Raw genomic sequence first — 18,533 nt, forward strand, 5'->3', positions numbered from 1 at the left:
CGTCCGCGGATCCGACACCGCGCAGCGGGAGATCCAATATGCACAAGCAGGACCCCGATCCGCGCAACGGACCCCACCGGAAGCGGATCAGCGGCCCGCTCGCCGAAGCGCCGGGAGAACGCCCTCTCGCATCGCGTTCTCCCGGCGACTCGGCGCGTCCGTGCTACTTCTGCGACCCCGCGAGCATCGCCTGCACGAAGTACCGCTGGAAGGCGAAGAACACGATGAGCGGCACGATCATCGACAGGAACGCGCCCGCGGAGAGCACGTCGATGTTGGAGCCGAACTGCCGCAGCTGCGACTGGATCGCCACCGTCAGCGGCATCGATCCCGAATCGGTGAAGATCAGCGCCACGAGCATGTCGTTCCACGTCCACAGGAACTGGAAGATCGCGAGCGACGCGATCGCCGGGAGCGCCAGCGGGAGCATGACCTGGCCGAACACGCGCCACTCTCCCGCGCCGTCGATGCGGGCCGCCTCGATCAGCTCCCCCGGCACCTGCGTGAAGAAGTTGCGCAGGAGGAAGATCGCGAACGGCAGGCCGAACGCGGTGTGGAACAGGATCACGCCCAGGACGGATCCGAATATCCCGAGCGCCCCGAAGAGACGAGCGAGCGGGATGATCGCCACCTGCAGCGGCACCGCGAGCAGGATGATGACGACGATCAGCAGCCAGTCGCGGCCAGGGAACTCCATCCACGCGAACGCGTAGCCCGCGAGCGACCCGATGAGGACGACGAGGATCGTCGTCGGCACCGCGATGACGATCGTGTTCCACAGGGATCCGGTGATCGTCGGGTTCTGCAGCAGGTTCGCGTAGTTCTCCAGCGTCAGCTGCGCGGGCGCCGTCAGCACGGTCCACCAACCCGAGTCGGCGTTGTCGCTCGAGCTGCGCAGCGACGTGAGGAAGAGGCCCACGCTGGGCACGAGCCAGAACACGGCGACGACGAGCAGCACGACGTTGACGATCGTGCTGCTCAGCGCGCCCGCGATGCGCTGCGCGAGGGTGCGCTTCCCGCGCACCACTCCCAGGGCCGACCCGCTCATCCTCGACGCTCCTGTCGGAATCGGCGCACGTTGATGATCATGCTCGGCAGCACGAGGATCAGCAGGAGGATCGCGAGCGCGGATCCGAGCCCCTGGTTGTTGCCGCCGCCGAACGAGACCGTCCACATCTCGACGGCGATGACGTTCGCCGCCGGCTTCGAGGCGCCGGGCGGGATCACGTACACGAGGTCGAAGATCTTCAGCACGTTGATGATGAGGGTGACGAACACGACGACGAGCACGGGTGCGAGCAGCGGCGCGGTGATGCGCGTGAACACCTTCCACTCGCTGGCGCCGTCCATGCGCGCCGCCTCCTGCAGCGAGCGGTCCATCGCCGAGAGGCCGGACGCGATCATCACCATCGCGAAGCCCGCCCAGATCCAGATGTAGGAGAGGATCACGACGACGTTGATGAGCGACGCGCCCAGCCAGTCCACGCCCTGCGCGCCCTCGTCGAAGTTCGCCGCCGGAAGCGCGATCGTGTAGCTCTCGGACGGGTCGAGGCCCTCCTCGATCACGTAGGTGCCGTCGGCGCCCGTCGTCGCGAAGCCGTGGATGGATCCGTCGGGGGCGACGGCGTCGACGCGCACGCCGGGGAGGCCGCTCTTGCCGTCCTCGATCTCGCCGTTCGTCCCTCCCCCGCCGCGGATGACGTCGAGGAAGACGGTGCCGGCGATCTGCGAGCCGTTCGGCTCGTCGGCTGCCGAGGCCTGCTCGGCGTCGTCGGGCAGGTTGTCCTGGCGCACGCCCGTGAGCGCGAAGTCCTGCATGCTTCCGGGCGACACCGTCTCGTCGGTCGCGATGATCCCGCCGTCCTGCGTCAGGCCGAGATCGGGGCGCGGCTTCGCTCCCGGGTAGCTCGCGCTCTCGCCGAACGCGCTCTGCGCGCCCACGACCACCGCGTTGACCACGCCGCGGTCGGGGTTGGCGTCGAAGATCGAGCGGAAGATGACGCCGGCGGCGAGCATCGAGATCGCCATCGGCATGAAGATGATGAGGCGAAACGCCGTCTTCCAGCGCAGCTTCTCGAGCAGCACCGCGAAGATCAGGCCGAGGACGGTGCACGCCGCGGGCGCGACGATCACCCAGATGACGTTGTTGCGGATCGCCGTGAAGGTCGACTCGCTCGTGAACATCGCCACGTAGTTGTCGAAGCCGACGAACTCGCCGCCCCGCGCCGAGAAGAACGACCGGACGAGCGTGTAGACGATCGGATAGACGACGAACGCGCCCAGGAACACGATCGCGGGGCTGAGGAATCCGGCGAGGATCGCCCACTTGCGCCAGCCTCCCCGGCTGCCGGGATGCTTCCCGGTGCCGGGGATGGCCGACGTGCGGTCGTGCGGCTGGCGCGCCTGCAGGGTGGACATGCGCGCCCTCCGATCAGTAGGCGTCGGACGCGGCGGCCTCGAGGCGCTCCATGGCGCCCTCGACGTCGTCGGGGTTCTGGTAGAAGGAGATCATCTCCTGCCAGAAGCCCTGGCCGGGGGTGCCGCCGAAGGCGCTCGGCGTGAGGTCGGACATGTCGAAGCGGAACGTCTCGGCCTCGGTGAGCGACTCGGCGATCTGACGCGAGATGTCGTCGGGGTAGATCGAGGTGTCGACGCCCTGGTTCGGCGAGGTGAGGCCGCCCGAGGGGATCCAGACCTCGGCCGCCTCGGGGCTCGCGAGGAAGCGCATGAGGGCGTCCGCCGCCTCGCCGTCGTCGAACGAGACCGCCACGTCGCCGCCGCCGACGACCGCGGGCTCGGAGCCGTCGACCGACGGGAAGTCGTAGAGCAGCGCGTTCTCGCCGACGGTCGACGTGCCGAGCTCGGCGATGTTGCCGGCCACGAAGTCACCCTCGTAGACGGTGCCCGCCTCGGGCTCGGCGCCGAACACGGCGCTCACGCTCTCGGGGAACCCGAGCTGGTCGCCGCCCGGCAGCAGGACGTCGCTGCCGAAGAGCTCGGCGAGCACCTCGAGGGTGTCGCGCACGGAGTCGTCGGTCCAGGGGATCTCGTGGTTCGTCAGCTGGTCGTACTTCTCGCCGCCGGCGACACGGAGGTAGACGTTCTCGAACCAGTCGGTGAGGGGCCAGCCCACGTCGGCGCCGACCGCGATGCCTGCATAGCCCGCGTCGGAGACGATCTGGAGCTGCTCGAGGAACTCCTCCCACGTCTCGGGCTCGCTCGCGCCCGCCTCGTCGTAGATGTCGGCGTTGTACCAGACGGTCGACTTGTTGGCGGCCTTGAACCAGACGCCGTAGGTGTCGCCGTCGACGGTGCCGAGGTCGACCCAGTCCTGCGAGTAGTTCTCCTCGACCGTCGCCAGAGTCTCCTCGGACAGCGGCGCGAGGTGGCCGTCGGTCGCGAGCTGCTGCATGAGCGCGGGCTGGCCGATGATCGCGACGCTCGGGGGCGTGCCGCCCTCGATCTGGCCCTGGAGGTAGGTGGCGCCGTTGTCGCCGAAGCTCGTGTACTCGACCTTCGCGCCGGTCGCCTCCTCGAACGCGGCGAGCACCTTCTCGAAGTTGGCCTGCTCGCCGCCGGACCAGGTGGCGGCGACGCTGAGCGTCTCGCCGCTGAAGTCGCCCTCGATCTCGACGTCGGCGTCGCCTCCTCCGCCGCCGCCCGAGTCGGACGAGCATCCGGCGAGCGCGAGACCCACGATCGAGAACGAGGCGACGCCCACGAGGGCGCGGCGTGAACGGTGAGACGTCATTGTGGTTCTCCCCTGCTGGGACGTGTGACCTGCGGGCCGACGCGCCGAGCGCCGTTGCTCGGTGCGCCGTTCTCTCAGCTTATTCACGGCGACGGCGCGGATCCACTCGGCGTGTCCGGATCGTGACCCGCGGATCCCCTCTCCTCGCACCCCGTCCTCGCGAGTGGCGCGGATATTCGCGAGCGGCGCAGAGATCCGGTCGGATATCTGCGCCGCTCGCGAATTTCTGCGCCGCTCGCGAGCCGTCGGGATCCGGAGGCAGGCCGGCCCCGGGGACGACGAAGGCCCCGGACCGATGGTCCGGGGCCTTCGCGGGAAAGCGGCTCCTAGGAGCCCGCGATCACTTGAGGGTGACGGTCGCGCCGGCGCCCTCGAGCTTCGCCTTCGCGTCCTCGGCGGCCTCCTTGGCCGCGCCCTCGAGCACGGGCTTGGGGGCGCCGTCGACGAGACCCTTCGCGTCGCCGAGGCCGAGCGAGGTGAGCTCGCGGACGACCTTGATGACCTGGATCTTCTTGTCGCCAGCGGCCTCGAGGATGACGTCGAACTCCGTCTTCTCCTCCTCGGCCTCGGCGGCACCGGCGGCGGGCGCACCCGCGACGGCGACGGCGGCGGGGGCCGCGGCGGTGACGTCGAACTTCTCCTCGAACGCCTTCACGAACTCGCTGAGCTCGATGAGCGTGAGCTCCTCGAACGCGCTGAGCAGCTCTTCAGTGCTGAGCTTCGCCATGATGTATCTCCTGTGTTTTCGGGGTCAGTGTGGGTTCGAAACGCGAGCCGATCAGGCCGCGTTCTCCGTCTTCTCGCGCAGCGCCTCGACCGTGCGGACGGTCTTCGAAAGCGGCGCCTGGAACAGGGCGGCAGCCTTGGACATCGAGGCCTTCATCATTCCTGCCACCTTGGACAGCAGGACCTCACGGCTCTCGAGGTCGGCGAGCTTGTCGACCTCCTCGGCGGAGAGCGGGTTACCGTCGAAGTAACCGCCCTTGATCACGAGAAGAGGGTGTGCCTTGGCGAAGGTGCGCAGACCCTTCGCGACGGCGACGGGGTCGCCGTGCACGAACGCGATCGCCGACGGACCGGCGAGGTCGGCGTCGAGCGCGTCGATCCCCGCGGCGTTCGCGGCGATCTTGGTCAGCGTGTTCTTCACCACGGCGTATTCCGCATCCTGACGGATGGCGTCGCGGAGCTCCTTGAGCTCCCCCACCGTCAGGCCGCGGTACTCGGTGAGCAGAACGGCGGTCGAGCTCTCGAACTTGTTCGTGAGCTCGGCGACCGATGCTTCCTTCTGCGCCATGGCCACTCCTTGATACGTACGAGGCACCCCACGGGACGTGGGGGCCGACCGTGCCCCGCCCACACATGACGAAAGCTCCGGCGCAAGCGCACGGAGCTCGTTTCCCGATCGGGAGAAGTTCTGCACACCTGCGCGGGCCCCTGCGTCAGCAGTGCTTCGGATGGATGCGCCCAGGGCGCACCACCGACCGGCGGTCTTCGGCTTCCCCCAGCATACGACAGGATCGGCGGATCCGCCAATCGCGCGGATCAGTCGATGAGGGCCAGGGCGCGATAGGCGTCGGCCGTCGCGTCGCGGAGCATCGCCTGCTCGCGAGGACTGAGGTCGCCCTGCGGGATCTTCTGCCCGGTCGTCATGCGGTAGAGCTCGTCAATGAGGGCGGTCGCGAGGTGCACGAGCTTGTCGATCTCGGCGTCGTCGCGGTCGATCCACACGCATACGGGCTGATCGTGCAGCGGACGGAAGTCGCGATGCTCCTCCCACGCGAAGAGCGTGCGCTCCGCCCCGACGACGTGCTGTTGCCACCACACCTGGCGCAGATACCCGCGCGGGATCGATCGCCACGACTTGTTCGTCGTCTTGATCTCGGCGAGGACGATCCGCCCCTCGGCGTCCTGCAGGATGCCGTCGGGCGTCGCGAGGTGCCGCTTCTCGACCTCGGCGCAGAAGAGCGCGGTCGAGGGGTGGATCCCGTGCTCCTTCTCGACCCACTCCGCGATGAGGGGCTCGCGCCGGCGGCCGTGGTCGGTGTAGGCGTTACCCGAGAAGCCCGACGGGCGCAGCTTCTGCTGGGCGGCCCGGAGGATCGAGGCCGGCGTCGACAGCCCCGCCACGTCGGTCGCCGTGATGCCCTGCGAGCGCGCGCGCATCCACGCCACGCGATCTCGGGAATCGGCGACGATACGGGCTTCCAGCTCAGGCGACAGCATCCCCTCGACCATAGACCCGCCTCGCTCGGAGCCCGCGGCGCGACGCTCGGACCGGCGATTCCTGAACGTGCGCCAGGGATCCCCCGGAATGGTTGCCGCAGGTCAACCATCTGCCGTATCGTTGATTTCTCTCAACTTTCTCGCGCCGATGACGCCGCGCCGCTCTCACCTCTCTTCTCCTCGGAAAGGACGTACGTGGCTCCCGCAACCACCACCGTCTCCACGCGCATGTCGCGCCGCCAGGTGCTCGAGGCCCTCTCCGGCCTGCTCCTCGCGATGTTCTGCTCGATGATCTCCATGACGGTCGTCGGCACCTCGCTGCCGATCATCGTCCCCGAGCTCGGCGGCACGCAGACCTCCTACACGTGGGTCGTGACGATCACGCTGCTCACGACCGCGATCTCGACCCCCATCTGGGGCAAGCTCGCCGACCTGCTCAACCGCAAGACGCTCATGCTCATCGCGCTCGTCGTCTTCGTGCTCGCGAGCGCCGGCGCCGGCCTGTCGCAGACCGCCGAGATGCTCATCGTCTTCCGCGCCCTCCAGGGCATCGGCGGGGGCGGCCTCCAGGCCCTCAGCCAGGTGCTGATGGCCGACATCATCAGCCCCCGCGAGCGCGGCCGCTACATGGGCCTGTTCGCCGGGATCATGGCGATCGGCACGGTCGGCGGACCGCTGCTCGGCGGCCTGCTGACCGACACCGTCGGATGGCGCTGGAACTTCTACGTGGGCGTGCCGCTCGGCATCATCGCGTTCATCGTGCTCATGAAGACCCTGCACATCTCGCAGGAGCGCACGGGCCGCGTGCGGATCGACTACCTCGGCATCATGCTGCTGAGCGTCGCGACGAGCTTCCTCCTCATCTGGATCACCAACGTCTCCGACTACGGCTGGATCAGCGGGGAGACCGCGCTCATGGTCGGCGTCGCCCTCGTCGCGACCGCGCTGTTCATCGTCGTCGAGGCGAAGTCGGCCGAGCCGCTCATCCCCCTCTCGCTCTTCCGCGACCGCACCTTCACCCTCGCCGTGCTCGCGTCGATCTCGATCGGCATCTCGATGTTCGGCACGTCGGTCTACCTCGCGCAGTACATGCAGATCTCGCGCGGCTACGGGCCGACCGAGGCCGGGCTGCTCACGATCCCCATGGCGGCCGGCATGCTCGGCGCGTCCGCGATCATCGGCGCGCTCGTCACCCGCACCGGGCGCTGGAAGGCGTTCCTCGTCACGGGCGCGATCCTCATGATCGCGGGAACCGGCCTCCTGTCGACCCTGCAGTACGACACGTCGCTCTGGCTCGTCGGCGTCTACATGTTCCTGCTCGGCGCGGGAACCGGCATGACGATGCAGAACCTCGTGCTCGTCGTGCAGAACGCCGCCGATCCCGCGCAGATGGGCGTGTCCTCCTCCGGCGTGAACTTCTTCCGCTCCGTCGGCGGCACGACGGGCGTCGCGGTGATGGGATCCGTGCTCGCCACGAGCATGTCCCAGCAGATCTCCGACCGCATGGGCGAGATCGGACAGGTCGTCGCGTCGCTCGGAGCCCGCGGCGCCGAGGTCGCCGAGCAGCTCGCCTCCGGCACCCTGCCCACGACGCGCGACATGCCGCAGGCCCTCGCCGTCATCATCGAGGACGTCTCCGCGCAGGCCATCTCCCACGCCTTCCTCGTGGGCGTCCCCGTCGCGGTGCTCAGCCTCATCGCGATCGCGTTCCTCCCGAACGCGTCCCTCACCCGCCAGACGACGATCGAGCGGCTCGAGGAGAAGCGCCGCACCCGCGGCGAGGAGACGGAGGACGCCGAGGAGACCATCGCGCGCACCGCCGTCGCCGCCACCGGCGGGATCCCCGTGATCGACGCCGGGAAGCGCTCCGACGCGGAGGGCGAGGGCTCCGCGCGGTGAGCGACGGGGCGATGGCCGCGCCGCCCGCGGGTTCCGCGGGCGGCGCGGCCTATCCTGGAGGTCGGCGCCGCTCCGGCGCGACCGCCCGACCGAGAGGGACCGAGAGGATGAGCGACTCCTCCCCGACGCCCCCCGCGACCTGCTCGCACGAGCCGACCGACGACGAGCGGATCGAGGCGATCCGCTCCGTGGAGGCGGGGCTCAGCTCCGTGTTCGCGCAGTTCCGCCGCCTCGTGAAGGAGCAGGCCGACCGCATCGCGCCCGGCATGCATCCCGCGACCTACAAGATGTTCTGGGCGATCGCGCGCGAGGCCCCCGTCACGGCCTCCCGGCTCGGCGACGTGCTCGAGATGGACAAGGCGCAGGTCAGCCGCGGCATCCGCTACCTCGAGGAGAACGGCCTGGTCGAGCGCACGCCCGACCCCTCCGACGGCCGCGTGCTCGCGATCAGCGTGACCGAGGAGGGCGCCAGGCGCCTCGCCGACGTGCGCCCGTCGCCCCGGCACACGCTCTACCGCCGGGTCTCCGGCTGGTCGCTCGAGGATCTGCGGACCCTGGGCGTCCTGCTCGACGAGCTGACCCGACGCGACGACGACGAGGCGGACGACTGAGCGCCGAGCGCGTATCCTCCCTCGCATGAGGAGGATCCGGGCGATCGCGACGGGACGCGTCCAGGGCGTGGGCTACCGCGTCTCCGCGCAGCGCGACGCCGAGCGACTCGGCCTCGCCGGATGGGTGCGCAACGTCGGCGCTGACCGCGTCGAGATCGACGCGCAGGGCGACGCGGAGTCGATCGAGGAGCTCATCTCCTGGCTGCGGCAGGGCCCTCCCCTCGCGCGCGTGGCCGAGCTGCGCGTCGAGGAGCGAACCCCCGACGCCTCCCGCGGCTTCGAGGTGCGCCCGTCGGCCTGATCCCGGCTCGCGAGCGGCGCAGACCTTCGCGAACAGCGCGGATCCGGGGCGGGGTCCCTGCGCCTCTCGCGAGCAGCTGCGCCGTTCGGGAGCGAGACGGATGACGTCCGGAGACGGCGAAGGCCCCGCCCGCAGATGCGGACGGGGCCTTCGTGCGAGACGCGTCTCAGGCGGAGAGCACGTTCACGTCGAGCGGGATGCCCGGGCCGAACGTGGTCGACACGGCGCCCTTCTGGACGTAGCGGCCCTTCGCGCTGGCCGGCTTCAGTCGGACGACCTCGTCGAGGGCGGCCTGGATGTTCTCCTCGAGCTTCGCGGCGTCGAAGGAGGCCTTGCCCACGATGAAGTGGAGGTTGGCGTGCTTGTCGACGCGGAAGTCGATCTTTCCGCCCTTGATGTCCTCGACGGCCTTGGCCGGGTTCGGCGTGACGGTGCCCGTCTTGGGGTTCGGCATGAGGCCGCGGGGGCCCAGCACCTTGCCCAGACGACCGACCTGGCCCATGAGCTCCGGCACGGCGACGGCCGCGTCGAAGTCGGTCCAGCCGTCGGCCACCCTCTGGATGAGCTCGGCGCCGCCGACCTCGTCCGCGCCCGCGGCGATGGCGGCCTCAGCCGCGGCGCCGTTCGCGAAGACGATGACCTTGGCGGTCTTGCCGGTGCCGTGCGGCAGCATGACGGTGCCGCGCACCATCTGGTCGGCCTTGCGCGGGTCGACCGCGAGCTTCAGCGCGACCTCGACGGTCGAGTCGAACTTCTTCGAGCCGGTCTCCTTGGCGAGGGCGACGGCCTCGGCGGGCGTGTAGAACTTGCCCTCCTCGACCTTCGCGGCCGCGGCGGCGTAAACCTTGGACTTTGCCATTATCGTTCTCCCCCTCAGCCCTCGACCGTGATGCCCATGGAGCGGGCGGTGCCGGCGATGATCTTCGACGCGGCCTCGAGGTCGTTCGCGTTGAGGTCCGCCTTCTTCGTGGTGGCGATCTCCTCGACCTGGGCCTTGGTGATCTTGCCGACCTTGACGGTGTGCGGGGTGCCGGAGCCGCTCTTGACGCCGGCCGCCTTCTTGATGAGCTCGGCCGCCGGGGGCGTCTTCAGCACGAACGTGAAGCTGCGGTCCTCGTAGACGGTGATCTCCACGGGGACGACGTTGCCGCGCTGCTGCTCGGTCGCGGCGTTGTACGCCTTGCAGAACTCCATGATGTTGACGCCGTGCTGACCGAGAGCCGGTCCGATCGGCGGCGCCGGGTTGGCCTGGCCGGCCTGGATCTGGAGCTTGATGAGCCCCGTCACCTTCTTCTTGGGTGCCATGTTCCCTGTCCTTTCGTCGAGCGGGCGCCGTGTGCGCGCGCTCTCCCACATCTCCGAGAAGGGGGATGCGGTGTGCGCTCGCGCGTTCTCACGCGCAAACCACACCATTATGCCGAAGAAAGCTGGGGATCACCAGCGGAGGCTCCGCTCGCAGACGGCATCTTCTCGGGCACGCGCGGTACCTTGGCGACACCTATGCTTCCTGACACCGAGGTGACGCGCGCCCTCCCGGCCGTCGGTCGCGCGCACGCGAAATCGATCCTGATCGGCGAGCACTCCGCCGTGTACGGCGCGCCCGCGATCGCGTTCCCCGTGCGCGCGCTGGCCGTCGAGGCCCGTCTCGCCCCGTCCGACGCGCCGCGCCTCGCGACCGCGCTGTTCCGCGGGCCGGTCTCGGAGGCGCCCCGCGAGCTGATCCCCGTGCTGACCGCGTGGCAGACCGCCGAGCGCCGCTTCGGCGCCCCCGACGGGCCCTCGGAGCTCGCGATCGACAGCGCCGTGCCGCCCACGCGGGGCCTCGGATCCAGCGCGGCCGTCGCCGTCGCCGTCGTGCGCGCCGCCGCGGCGGCCGCCGGCGCCCAGCCCGGCGACGACCTCGTGCACGCCCTCGCCCAGGAGGCCGAGACCGTCGCCCACGGATCCCCGAGCGGGATCGACGCGCGCGCCGTCGCGGCCGACGGCCCCGTGCTCTTCCGCGGCGGCGAGGCCGCCCCGCTCGCCGTCGGAGCGCCGTTCTCCCTCGTCATCGCCGACACCGGCGTCGCCGGGTCCACCGGCATCGCCGTCGGCTCCGTCGCGCGGCTGCGCGCCGAGGAGACGGACGCCGTCGACGCCCGCATCGCGCGCCTCGCGGACCTCGCCGAGCGCGCCGCCGGCGACCTCGCCGCGGGCGACGTCGCCGGGCTCGGCGCGCGGATGGGCGAGGCGCACGATCAGCTCTCGGCGCTCGGCGTGAGCTCCCCGGAGCTCGACGCGCTCGTCGACGCCGCGCGCGCCGCCGGCTCGCCCGGGGCGAAGCTCACGGGCGCCGGACAGGGCGGATGCGCGCTGGCCCTGGCATCCTCATCTGGGGACGCCCTCGAGATCGCCGCCGCGCTGCGCCAGGCCGGTGCGACGCAGACCTGGATGACCACGATCGGAGCCACCGCATGACCGTCGCGACCGCGCGCGCCCATCCCAACATCGCCCTCGTGAAGTACTGGGGCAAGCGCGACGAGCAGCTCATGCTGCCCGCCGCGGGCAGCCTCTCGCTCACGCTCGACGTGCTCCCCACCACCACGACGGTCGAGCTCGATCCGCAGGCGACGCGCGACGCGCTCGAGCTGAACGGATCCGCGGCGACCCCCGTGCAGCTGGCGCGCGTCGAGCGCCTGCTCGCCCTCGTGCGCGAGCGCGCCGGATCCGACGTCTTCACGCGGGTGCGCTCGCACAACGTCGCGCCCACGGGCGCCGGCCTCGCCTCGTCGGCCTCCGGGTTCGCGGCCCTCGCGACCGCCGCGGCCGCGGCGTACGGCCTCGACCTCGACGCCCGCGCGCTCAGCGCGCTCGCGCGGCGGGGATCCGGCTCCGCGTCGCGGTCGATCGCGCCGGGCCTCGCCGTGTGGCGGGCGGGCGAGGACGACGCCACCTCGGTCGCCGAGCCGATCGCCGGCCCCGACATCCGGATGGTCGTCGTCACCGTGGATCGCGCCGCGAAGCCGCTGTCGAGCCGCGAGGGCATGCGCCTGACGGCCCTCACCTCGCCGTTCTACGACGCGTGGGTCTCGTCGACCGCCGAGACCCTCGAGGCCGCGGAGGCCGCCTGCCGCGACGACGACTTCACGCGCCTGGGCCGCATCGCCGAGTCGCACGCCCTGCGGATGCACGCCGTGATCCAGTCGGCCGACCCGCCCATCCGCTACCTCGGCTCGCGCGGCACCGCCGTGTTCGAGGAGATCGAGCGCCTGCGCGGCGAGGGGATCGAGGCGTACGCCACCGCCGACGCCGGCCCCAACGTCGTCGCGATCACGCGCCCGGACGACGCCGAGCGCGTCGCCCGCGCCCTCGCGCCGTTCGGCGAGACGCTCATCGCCGGCCCCGGGCCGGGGGCGCACCTCGTCGACGAGGCGGTCGCATGATCACCACGCGCGCGCCGGGCAAGCTCTTCGTCGCCGGCGAGTACGCGGTCGTCGAGCCCGGCGAGCCCGCCGTGCTCATCGCCGTCGACCGCTTCCTCACCGTCGAGCTGACCCCCGGCAGCGGAGCGGGTCACATCCACTCCCCCGAGTACGGCGCGCTGCCGCTCGTCTGGACCCGCGATCGCGACGCGGGCGGGATCGTGCTCGAGCACCGCCCGTCCGACTACGTCATGAGCGCCCTCGAGGTGCTCGAGCGCCTGCGCGACGAGCGGGGCCTCGAGCCGCGCTTCTACGACATCCGCATCTCCAGCGAGCTCGACGACGCGCACGGGCGCAAGTTCGGCCTCGGGTCGTCCGCGGCCGTCACGGTCGCCGTCGTCGCCGCCCTCGACGCCTTCTACGAGCTCGGCCTGACCCGCGACGAGCGGTTCCGCATCGCGCTCCTCGCGACGATCCGCATCGCGCCGACCGCCTCCGGCGGCGACGTCGCCGCGTCGACGTTCGGCGGGTGGATCCGGTACGCCGCACCCGACCGGGCGGCGCTGCGCGCCGACCTCGAGGCCGGCACCGTGACGGAGGCCCTCGCGAGCGGCGGGTGGGACCCGAGCTCCATCGAGCGCCTCCCGGCCCCCGCGTCGATGCGCCTGCTCGTCGGCTGGACGGGATCCCCCGCCTCCACCGAGCGGCTCGTCGACGGCGTGCGCCACGGCGGCGGAGGAACGGCCGCCACCTCCTACGGCGACTTCGTCGGCGCCAGCCGCGAGCGGGTCGACGCGCTCGTCGACGCGCTGCGCCGCGACGACCAGGCCGCCGCCCTCGGCGTCGTCTGCCGCGCCCGCCGCCTGCTGCAGCGCCTCGGCGAGATCAGCGGCATCACGATCGAGACCGACGAGCTGCGCGCGCTCTGCGACATCGCGGAGCGCCACGGCGCGGCCGGCAAGCCCTCGGGCGCGGGAGGCGGCGACTGCGGCGTGGTGCTCGCCCCCGCGGACGCCGACCTCGCCGACCTGCTCGTCGAGTGGGAGGCCCACGGGATCCGCCGCCTCGACGTGCACGTGCAGCCTCCCGAGGGAGACGACGATGACGCCTGAGCCCTCCCTCAGCGCGAGCCGCAAGGACGACCACCTGCGGCTCGCCGCCGAGCAGGCCGCCGCCCCGCCCGCCCGCAACGACTTCGACGACGTCGAGTTCCTGCATCACGCGCTCGACGGCGTCGACGAGCAGCGCGTGTCGCTCGCGACCCGCGTCGGCCCCTGGACCTGGCCCGTCCCCCTCTACCTCAACGGCATGACGGGCGGCACCGAGACGGCCGAGCGCGTCAACAGGGCCCTCGCGATCGCGGCCCGCGAGACGGGGATCCCCCTGGCGTCCGGATCCGTCGGCATCGCCCTCGACGACCCGGCCGCGGCGGGCGGCTTCCGCGTGATCCGCGAGGAGAACCCCGACGGCTTCGTGATGGCGAACATCGGCGCGGGCCGCGGCCCCGACGACGCCCGCCGCGCGGTCGACCTGCTCGGCGCCGACGCGCTGCAGCTGCACGTCAACCCCGTGCAGGAGACCGTGATGCCGGAGGGATCCCGCGACTTCTCGTCGTGGCCCGCCGCGGTCGAGGCCGTCATCGCCGCCTCCCCCGTGCCCGTGATCGTCAAGGAGGTCGGGTTCGGCCTCAGCCGCCGCACGCTCGCCCGCCTCGCCGACATGGGCGCGACGATCGCCGACGTGTCGGGATCCGGCGGAACCGACTTCGCCGCGATCGAGAACGCGCGGCGCGCGGGCGGCGGGTTCTCGCAGCTCGCCGGGTACGGCCAGTCGGCCGTCGCCTGCCTCCTCGACGCGCCGGCGTCCGGCCCGCAGCTGCTCGCCTCCGGCGGCGTGCGCGGCCCGCTCGACGTCGCGCGCTCCCTCGCCCTCGGCGCGCGCGCCGCGGGCGTCGCAGGCGCCTTCCTGCGCACGGCGCTCGAGGGCGACGCGGAGACCGCGGTCGCCGCCGCGCACGACTGGATCGTGCGCCTGCGCGGCGTGCTCGCGCTGCTCGGCGCGGCCTCTCCCTCCGACCTCGCTCGCACCGACCTGCTGCTGCGCGGCCGCGTGCGCGAGTTCTGCGACCTCCGGGGAATCGACGCGGGCGCCTTCGCCCGCCGCGCGGATCCCCTTCCCCCATCCACCGCACCGGGCGAGGGCCCGGCCCCGAGGAGGACGATGTGACCAGCGCACGACCTGCGACCCCGATCCCCACCCGCTGGGTCGGGCCCATCCGCGTGAGCGGCAACGCCGTCGACGGCGAGATCTCCGTGCCGCTCGCGACCTACGAGACGCCCCTGTGGCCGTCCGTGGGCCGGGGTGCGCGGGTGTCGCGCCTCATCGAGGGCGGGATCCGCGCGACCGTCGTCTCGGAGCGCATGAGCCGCTCCGTGCTGCTCATCGCCGACGACGCGGCGGGCGCCCACCGGGCGTCGCTCGCGATCCGCGCGCGCCTCGAGGAGCTGCGCGAGGTCGTCGCGGGTCAGAGCCGCTTCGCGCGCCTCGAGGAGCTGCACGACGAGATCGTCGGCGACATGCTGTTCGTGCGCTTCGCCCTCACGACGGGCGACGCGTCGGGCCACAACATGGTGACGCAGGCCGCCGACGCGCTCCTCGAGCGGATCCTGTCGTGGGGTCTCGGGCTGCGCTACGGATCCGTGTCTGGCAACTTCTGCTCCGACAAGAAGGCCACGGGCGTCAACGGCGTGCTGGGGCGCGGCCGCCGCGTCGTCGCCGACATCCTCATCCCGCACGACGTCGTCACGGCGCAGCTGCGCACGACCGCCTCGCAGGTCACCGATCTCGTGGTGCGCAAGAACCTCGTCGGCAGCACGATCGCCGGCGCGCTCCGCTCCGCGAACGCCCACTACGCGAATATGCTGCTCGGCATCTACCTCGCCACGGGCCAGGACGCCGCCAACATCGTCGAGGGCTCGCAGGGCATCACCTATGCGGAGGCGCGCGACGAGGGGCTGTACTTCTCGTGCTCGCTGCCGAACCTCATCGTCGGCACCGTCGGCAACGGCAAGGACCTGCCGCACGTCGACGAGGCGCTCGAGCGCCTGGGCTGCCGCGAGGAGCGCGAGCCGGGCGCGAACGCCCGCCGCCTCGCCGCGCTGACCGCCGCGACCGTGCTGTGCGGAGAGCTGTCGCTGCTCGCCGCCCAGACGAACCCCGGAGAGCTCATGGCCGCGCACGTCGCCCTCGAGCGCCGCGCGCAGGGAGGTGCCGCATGACCGCCATCGGAATCCACGACCTGTCGCTCGCGACCGCGCACCACGTCGTCGACCTCGGCGACCTCGCCACCGCCGCCGACGTCGATCCGGCGAAGTACCGCGTGGGGCTCGGCCAGGATCGCTTCAGCCTGCCGTCCGCCGACGAGGACATCGTCACGATGGGAGCCTCGGCCGCCCTGCCGATCCTCGAGCGGCACGGACGCGACGGGATCCGCACCGTCTTCTTCGCGACGGAGTCGGGCATCGACCAGTCGAAGTCCGGCGGCATGTTCGCGCACGGGCTGCTCGGGCTCGATCCGCGCGCCCGCGTCGTCGAGATCAAGCAGGCCTGCTACGGGGCGACCGCCGCGCTGCAGGCCGCGGTCGCGCTCGTCGCGCGCGCTCCCGGCGAGCGGGCGCTCGTGATCGCGAGCGACGTCGCGCGCTACGACCTGGACTCCCCCGGCGAGCCCACGCAGGGCGCCGGCGCGGTCGCGATGCTCGTGACGGCGGATCCCGCGCTCGTCGAGATCGAGCCCGTCTCGGGCCTCAACGCGGCCGACGTGGACGACTTCTGGCGGCCCAACGACCGCACGACCGCGGTCGTCGACGGCGGCCTCTCGATGAAGGCGTACCTCGACGCGCTGACCGGGGCGTGGGACGACTTCCGGGCCCGCGGCGGCGCTCCGATCGACGAGATCGACCGGTTCTGCGCCCACCAGCCCTTCACGAAGATGGCGAGGAAGGCGCTCGCGCGCCTCGCGCGCCACACGGGCGCCGATCTCGACGACGCGATGCAGGAGGCGACGTTCGCCTACAACCGCGAGATCGGCAACGCCTACACGGCGTCGATCTACGCGGGCCTCGCGGCCCTGCTCGACGGAGACGCGGATCTCGCCGGCCGGCGCATCGGGTTCTTCAGCTACGGGTCCGGCGCGATCGGCGAGTTCTTCACGGGCGTCGTGCGCCCCGGCTACGCCGACCACCTGCGCCCGGGCGCCGTCGCGGCCGAGCTGGAGGCCCGCGAGCCGATCTCGCTCGCCGACTACCGCGCGCTGCACGCCGCGGTCTCGCCCAGCGACGAGGACAGCGAGACGCCCCGCGTGACCAGGGCCCCCTTCCGCTTCGCGGGGCTCAGGGGCCGCGCCCGGCAGTACGAGCGCACCGAGACGCGCTGACGAGCCCGCCGCCCGCCCAGGCTCGCGAGCGGCGCAGATGTTCCCGAGCGGCGCAGATATTCGACCGGATATCTGCGCCGCTCGCGCATTTCTGCGCCGCTCGCGAGCCGTGGGGGCCGTCGCTCGGCCGTCGGGGAATGGCCCGGATCCGACGCGGCGGAAGATTTTCTGAGACGATCGGGCGCGACCTGACACCTCCTCCATGAGAGACACCGAACGGAAGCGACATGGAGATGACATCAGACGCGGCGCTCGTCAGCGCGGCCACCGCAGGAGACGAGAGCGCCTTCCGGCAGCTCTACCGCGCCTACGTGCGACCGGTCTTCTGGATCGCCCACGGCATCGTCGGCAGCCCGCCCGACGCCGAGGACGTCGCCCAGGAGACGTTCGTCGTCGCGTGGCGGCGGCTGCCCGACCTCGCCCTCGAGGGAGACTCCCTCCTGCCCTGGCTCGCCACCATCTGCCGGTTCCAGGCGGCGAACCGCCTCCGACGGATCCGCCGCGACCGCGATCACCAGACGGCGCACGAGGATCCGATCCCCTCCGCCGTGAGCGTGGAGCAGCAGGTCATCGCGAGCGACCTCGCCGAGCGCATCCTCGCGGAGGTCGCCTCCCTCGGCGAGGTCGACCGCGACATCTTCCGCCTGTGCGTCACCGAGGGCTACGGCTACCGCGCCGCCGCCGAGGAGATCGGGATCGCCCACGGCTCCGTTCGCAATCGTCTCTCACGCCTGCGCACGAGACTGCGCGGCGCCATCCCGGAAGAGAGCGGATCATGACCCACACCCCCACCGACCTCCCGCCCCTGCCCGACGAGAGCGTCGATCGCATCGAGCGCGCCGTGATGACGCGCATCGCCTCCGAGCCCCGCGAGGCGCCCCGGACCCGGCGGAAGGGACGCGGCTGGCTCGTCGCCGGCGGCGTCGCCGCGGCCTTCGCGCTCGGCGCGGTCGTGCCGCCGATCGTCTCCGGCGGGTTCGGGCCCTCGCTGGTCGGCTCGACCTCGGCCGACTACGCGGTCCCGGACAGCGCGCCCGAGGCCGGCGTCGCCGAGTCGTCCGCCCCGGCCGAGCACGACGGCGCCGTCTCGGCCGTCGAGCGCGAGATCGTGCAGAGCGGGCAGGCGACGGTGCGGGTCGACGACGTCGACAGCGCGCTCGCGACCCTGCGCGGCGCCGTGGAGGACCGCGACGGGTACATCGAGAGCATGAGCAGCACCTCGCGGTCGGACGACGGGCAGGCGACCGAGGGCCGGATCGTCGTGCGCGTGCCAGCCGAGGACCTCCTCGCCACGATGGACGAGCTCGGCGAGATCGGCGACGTGCGCAGCTCCGAGACGTCCGCCGACGACGTGACCGCCGAGGCGATCGACCTGCGGGCGCGGGTCGACGCCACGAAGGCGTCGGTCGAGCGGCTCACCGAGCTGATGTCGTCCGCCGACTCGGTCGGCGCGCTCCTCGACGCGGAGATCGCCCTCACCGACCGGCAGGCCGAGCTCGAGTCGTACGAGCGGCAGCTCGCATCGCTCGACGAGCAGGTCGCGATGTCGCAGCTCAGCGTGCTCCTCGTGACGCCTGGATCCGACGACGACGGGCCGCCGGAGGGTCTCGCCGCCCTGTGGGAGGCGACATGGAAGAGCTTCGTCGCCTCGGCCGGCAGCATCGTCGTCGTGATCGCCTTCGCGGCCCCCTGGGCCGTCGTCATCGGGATCGTCGTGTTCGCGGTCCGGCGGATCCGTCGCCGCCGTCGCGCCCGCCGCTCCGACGCGCGCGACGCGTCCTGACGCCGGACGGGCACGGCCTCGAGACGAAGAGCGCCCTCGCGGAGATCTCCGATCCGCGGGGGCGCTCTTCGTCTCCTGACGCGAGAAGAGGCGGCCACAGGGCTCGTGAAGGTCTACGGCGCGAGCCGG

Annotated in this window: 19 protein-coding genes; 11 read left to right on the plus strand and 8 right to left on the minus strand. The window is 71.9% G+C overall.

Annotated features, from left to right (window positions below; all coding sequences use genetic code 11):
* Window positions 1-163: 163 nt before the first annotated feature.
* The 6 genes from NHL53_RS13990 to NHL53_RS14015 all read right to left on the minus strand — a co-directional run bounded on the left by NHL53_RS13990 (window position 164) and on the right by NHL53_RS14015 (window position 5,974).
* The gene (locus NHL53_RS13990; RefSeq protein ID WP_433777504.1) at window positions 164-1,048 is read right to left on the minus strand and encodes a carbohydrate ABC transporter permease; all 885 of its coding nucleotides are present in this window, start codon (window positions 1,046-1,048) and stop codon (window positions 164-166) included.
* A complete protein-coding gene (locus NHL53_RS13995; protein ID WP_433777505.1) occupies window positions 1,045-2,418 on the minus strand; it encodes a carbohydrate ABC transporter permease in 1,374 nt (457 codons plus the stop codon). The genes NHL53_RS13990 and NHL53_RS13995 overlap by 4 nt, the downstream gene beginning before the upstream one ends.
* A 13-nt stretch (window positions 2,419-2,431) precedes the next feature.
* Entirely contained in the window at window positions 2,432-3,751 is a 1,320-nt protein-coding gene (locus NHL53_RS14000; protein ID WP_433777506.1) for an ABC transporter substrate-binding protein, read from the minus strand.
* A 340-nt stretch (window positions 3,752-4,091) separates the two neighbouring features.
* Entirely contained in the window at window positions 4,092-4,478 is a 387-nt protein-coding gene (rplL, locus tag NHL53_RS14005) for a ribosomal protein bL12 (protein ID WP_433777507.1), read from the minus strand.
* Window positions 4,479-4,529: 51 nt separating this feature from the next.
* On the minus strand, window positions 4,530-5,051 hold the full coding sequence (rplJ, locus tag NHL53_RS14010; protein WP_433777509.1) for a 50S ribosomal protein L10: 522 nt from the start codon (window positions 5,049-5,051) through the stop codon (window positions 4,530-4,532).
* A gap of 242 nt (window positions 5,052-5,293) precedes the next feature.
* Window positions 5,294-5,974: a YqaJ viral recombinase family protein gene (locus NHL53_RS14015; RefSeq protein ID WP_433777510.1), complete on the minus strand. Its 681-nt coding sequence runs from the start codon at window positions 5,972-5,974 to the stop codon at window positions 5,294-5,296.
* A 228-nt stretch (window positions 5,975-6,202) separates the two neighbouring features.
* Between NHL53_RS14015 and NHL53_RS14020 the strand changes: the two genes are divergently transcribed.
* The 3 genes from NHL53_RS14020 (at window position 6,203) to NHL53_RS14030 (ending at window position 8,785) form a co-directional block, all read left to right on the plus strand.
* Window positions 6,203-7,873 (plus strand): DHA2 family efflux MFS transporter permease subunit, encoded by a 1,671-nt coding sequence (locus NHL53_RS14020; RefSeq protein WP_433777522.1) that lies wholly within the window; start codon window positions 6,203-6,205, stop codon window positions 7,871-7,873.
* A gap of 107 nt (window positions 7,874-7,980) precedes the next feature.
* On the plus strand, window positions 7,981-8,484 hold the full coding sequence (locus tag NHL53_RS14025) for a MarR family winged helix-turn-helix transcriptional regulator (RefSeq protein ID WP_433777511.1): 504 nt from the start codon (window positions 7,981-7,983) through the stop codon (window positions 8,482-8,484).
* 25 nt (window positions 8,485-8,509) lie between these two features.
* On the plus strand, window positions 8,510-8,785 hold the full coding sequence (locus tag NHL53_RS14030) for an acylphosphatase (protein ID WP_433777512.1): 276 nt from the start codon (window positions 8,510-8,512) through the stop codon (window positions 8,783-8,785).
* Window positions 8,786-8,951: 166 nt separating this feature from the next.
* Here the strand turns inward: NHL53_RS14030 and rplA are convergent, their stop codons facing one another.
* Window positions 8,952-9,647 (minus strand): 50S ribosomal protein L1, encoded by a 696-nt coding sequence (gene rplA, locus NHL53_RS14035; RefSeq protein ID WP_433777523.1) that lies wholly within the window; start codon window positions 9,645-9,647, stop codon window positions 8,952-8,954.
* 11 nt (window positions 9,648-9,658) lie between these two features.
* A complete protein-coding gene (rplK, locus tag NHL53_RS14040; protein ID WP_433777524.1) occupies window positions 9,659-10,090 on the minus strand; it encodes a 50S ribosomal protein L11 in 432 nt (143 codons plus the stop codon).
* A gap of 195 nt (window positions 10,091-10,285) precedes the next feature.
* Here rplK and mvk point away from each other — a divergent pair, with 195 nt between their 5' ends.
* The 8 genes from mvk (at window position 10,286) to NHL53_RS14080 (ending at window position 18,404) form a co-directional block, all read left to right on the plus strand.
* Window positions 10,286-11,242, plus strand: a complete 957-nt coding sequence (gene mvk, locus NHL53_RS14045; protein WP_433777513.1) for a mevalonate kinase family protein — start codon at window positions 10,286-10,288, stop codon at window positions 11,240-11,242.
* Complete coding sequence (gene mvaD / locus NHL53_RS14050; RefSeq protein WP_433777514.1) at window positions 11,239-12,207, plus strand: diphosphomevalonate/mevalonate 3,5-bisphosphate decarboxylase family protein; 969 nt, start codon at window positions 11,239-11,241, stop codon at window positions 12,205-12,207. The genes mvk and mvaD overlap by 4 nt, the downstream gene beginning before the upstream one ends.
* Window positions 12,204-13,298, plus strand: a complete 1,095-nt coding sequence (locus NHL53_RS14055; protein ID WP_433777515.1) for a phosphomevalonate kinase — start codon at window positions 12,204-12,206, stop codon at window positions 13,296-13,298. Before mvaD ends, NHL53_RS14055 begins: the two co-directional genes overlap by 4 nt.
* On the plus strand, window positions 13,288-14,412 hold the full coding sequence (gene fni / locus NHL53_RS14060) for a type 2 isopentenyl-diphosphate Delta-isomerase (RefSeq protein ID WP_433777516.1): 1,125 nt from the start codon (window positions 13,288-13,290) through the stop codon (window positions 14,410-14,412). The genes NHL53_RS14055 and fni overlap by 11 nt, the downstream gene beginning before the upstream one ends.
* Entirely contained in the window at window positions 14,409-15,464 is a 1,056-nt protein-coding gene (locus NHL53_RS14065) for a hydroxymethylglutaryl-CoA reductase (RefSeq protein ID WP_433777517.1), read from the plus strand. The genes fni and NHL53_RS14065 overlap by 4 nt, the downstream gene beginning before the upstream one ends.
* Complete coding sequence (locus NHL53_RS14070) at window positions 15,461-16,621, plus strand: hydroxymethylglutaryl-CoA synthase (RefSeq protein ID WP_433777518.1); 1,161 nt, start codon at window positions 15,461-15,463, stop codon at window positions 16,619-16,621. The genes NHL53_RS14065 and NHL53_RS14070 overlap by 4 nt, the downstream gene beginning before the upstream one ends.
* 227 nt (window positions 16,622-16,848) lie before the next feature.
* Complete coding sequence (locus tag NHL53_RS14075; protein ID WP_433777519.1) at window positions 16,849-17,400, plus strand: RNA polymerase sigma factor; 552 nt, start codon at window positions 16,849-16,851, stop codon at window positions 17,398-17,400.
* Window positions 17,397-18,404: a DUF4349 domain-containing protein gene (locus tag NHL53_RS14080; RefSeq protein WP_433777520.1), complete on the plus strand. Its 1,008-nt coding sequence runs from the start codon at window positions 17,397-17,399 to the stop codon at window positions 18,402-18,404. Before NHL53_RS14075 ends, NHL53_RS14080 begins: the two co-directional genes overlap by 4 nt.
* Window positions 18,405-18,533 lie beyond the last annotated feature (129 nt).

Source organism: Microbacterium sp. gxy059 (genome assembly GCF_050958665.1).
GTDB lineage: Bacteria > Actinomycetota > Actinomycetes > Actinomycetales > Microbacteriaceae > Microbacterium.

Bases quoted from the DNA above. Each gene is read 5' to 3' on its own strand.
- fni (WP_433777516.1), top strand. From the start codon at position 13,288: ATGACGCCTGAGCCCTCCCTCAGCGCGAGCCGCAAGGACGACCACCTG.
- mvaD (WP_433777514.1), top strand. From the start codon at position 11,239: ATGACCGTCGCGACCGCGCGCGCCCATCCCAACATCGCCCTCGTGAAG.
- NHL53_RS14055 (WP_433777515.1), top strand. From the start codon at position 12,204: ATGATCACCACGCGCGCGCCGGGCAAGCTCTTCGTCGCCGGCGAGTAC.
- NHL53_RS14025 (WP_433777511.1), top strand. From the start codon at position 7,981: ATGAGCGACTCCTCCCCGACGCCCCCCGCGACCTGCTCGCACGAGCCG.
- NHL53_RS14070 (WP_433777518.1), top strand. From the start codon at position 15,461: ATGACCGCCATCGGAATCCACGACCTGTCGCTCGCGACCGCGCACCAC.
- NHL53_RS13995 (WP_433777505.1), bottom strand. From the start codon at position 2,418: ATGTCCACCCTGCAGGCGCGCCAGCCGCACGACCGCACGTCGGCCATC.
- NHL53_RS13990 (WP_433777504.1), bottom strand. From the start codon at position 1,048: ATGAGCGGGTCGGCCCTGGGAGTGGTGCGCGGGAAGCGCACCCTCGCG.
- mvk (WP_433777513.1), top strand. From the start codon at position 10,286: ATGCTTCCTGACACCGAGGTGACGCGCGCCCTCCCGGCCGTCGGTCGC.
- NHL53_RS14075 (WP_433777519.1), top strand. From the start codon at position 16,849: ATGGAGATGACATCAGACGCGGCGCTCGTCAGCGCGGCCACCGCAGGA.
- NHL53_RS14030 (WP_433777512.1), top strand. From the start codon at position 8,510: ATGAGGAGGATCCGGGCGATCGCGACGGGACGCGTCCAGGGCGTGGGC.
- NHL53_RS14015 (WP_433777510.1), bottom strand. From the start codon at position 5,974: ATGCTGTCGCCTGAGCTGGAAGCCCGTATCGTCGCCGATTCCCGAGAT.
- NHL53_RS14020 (WP_433777522.1), top strand. From the start codon at position 6,203: ATGTCGCGCCGCCAGGTGCTCGAGGCCCTCTCCGGCCTGCTCCTCGCG.
- rplK (WP_433777524.1), bottom strand. From the start codon at position 10,090: ATGGCACCCAAGAAGAAGGTGACGGGGCTCATCAAGCTCCAGATCCAG.
- NHL53_RS14000 (WP_433777506.1), bottom strand. From the start codon at position 3,751: ATGACGTCTCACCGTTCACGCCGCGCCCTCGTGGGCGTCGCCTCGTTC.
- NHL53_RS14080 (WP_433777520.1), top strand. From the start codon at position 17,397: ATGACCCACACCCCCACCGACCTCCCGCCCCTGCCCGACGAGAGCGTC.
- rplL (WP_433777507.1), bottom strand. From the start codon at position 4,478: ATGGCGAAGCTCAGCACTGAAGAGCTGCTCAGCGCGTTCGAGGAGCTC.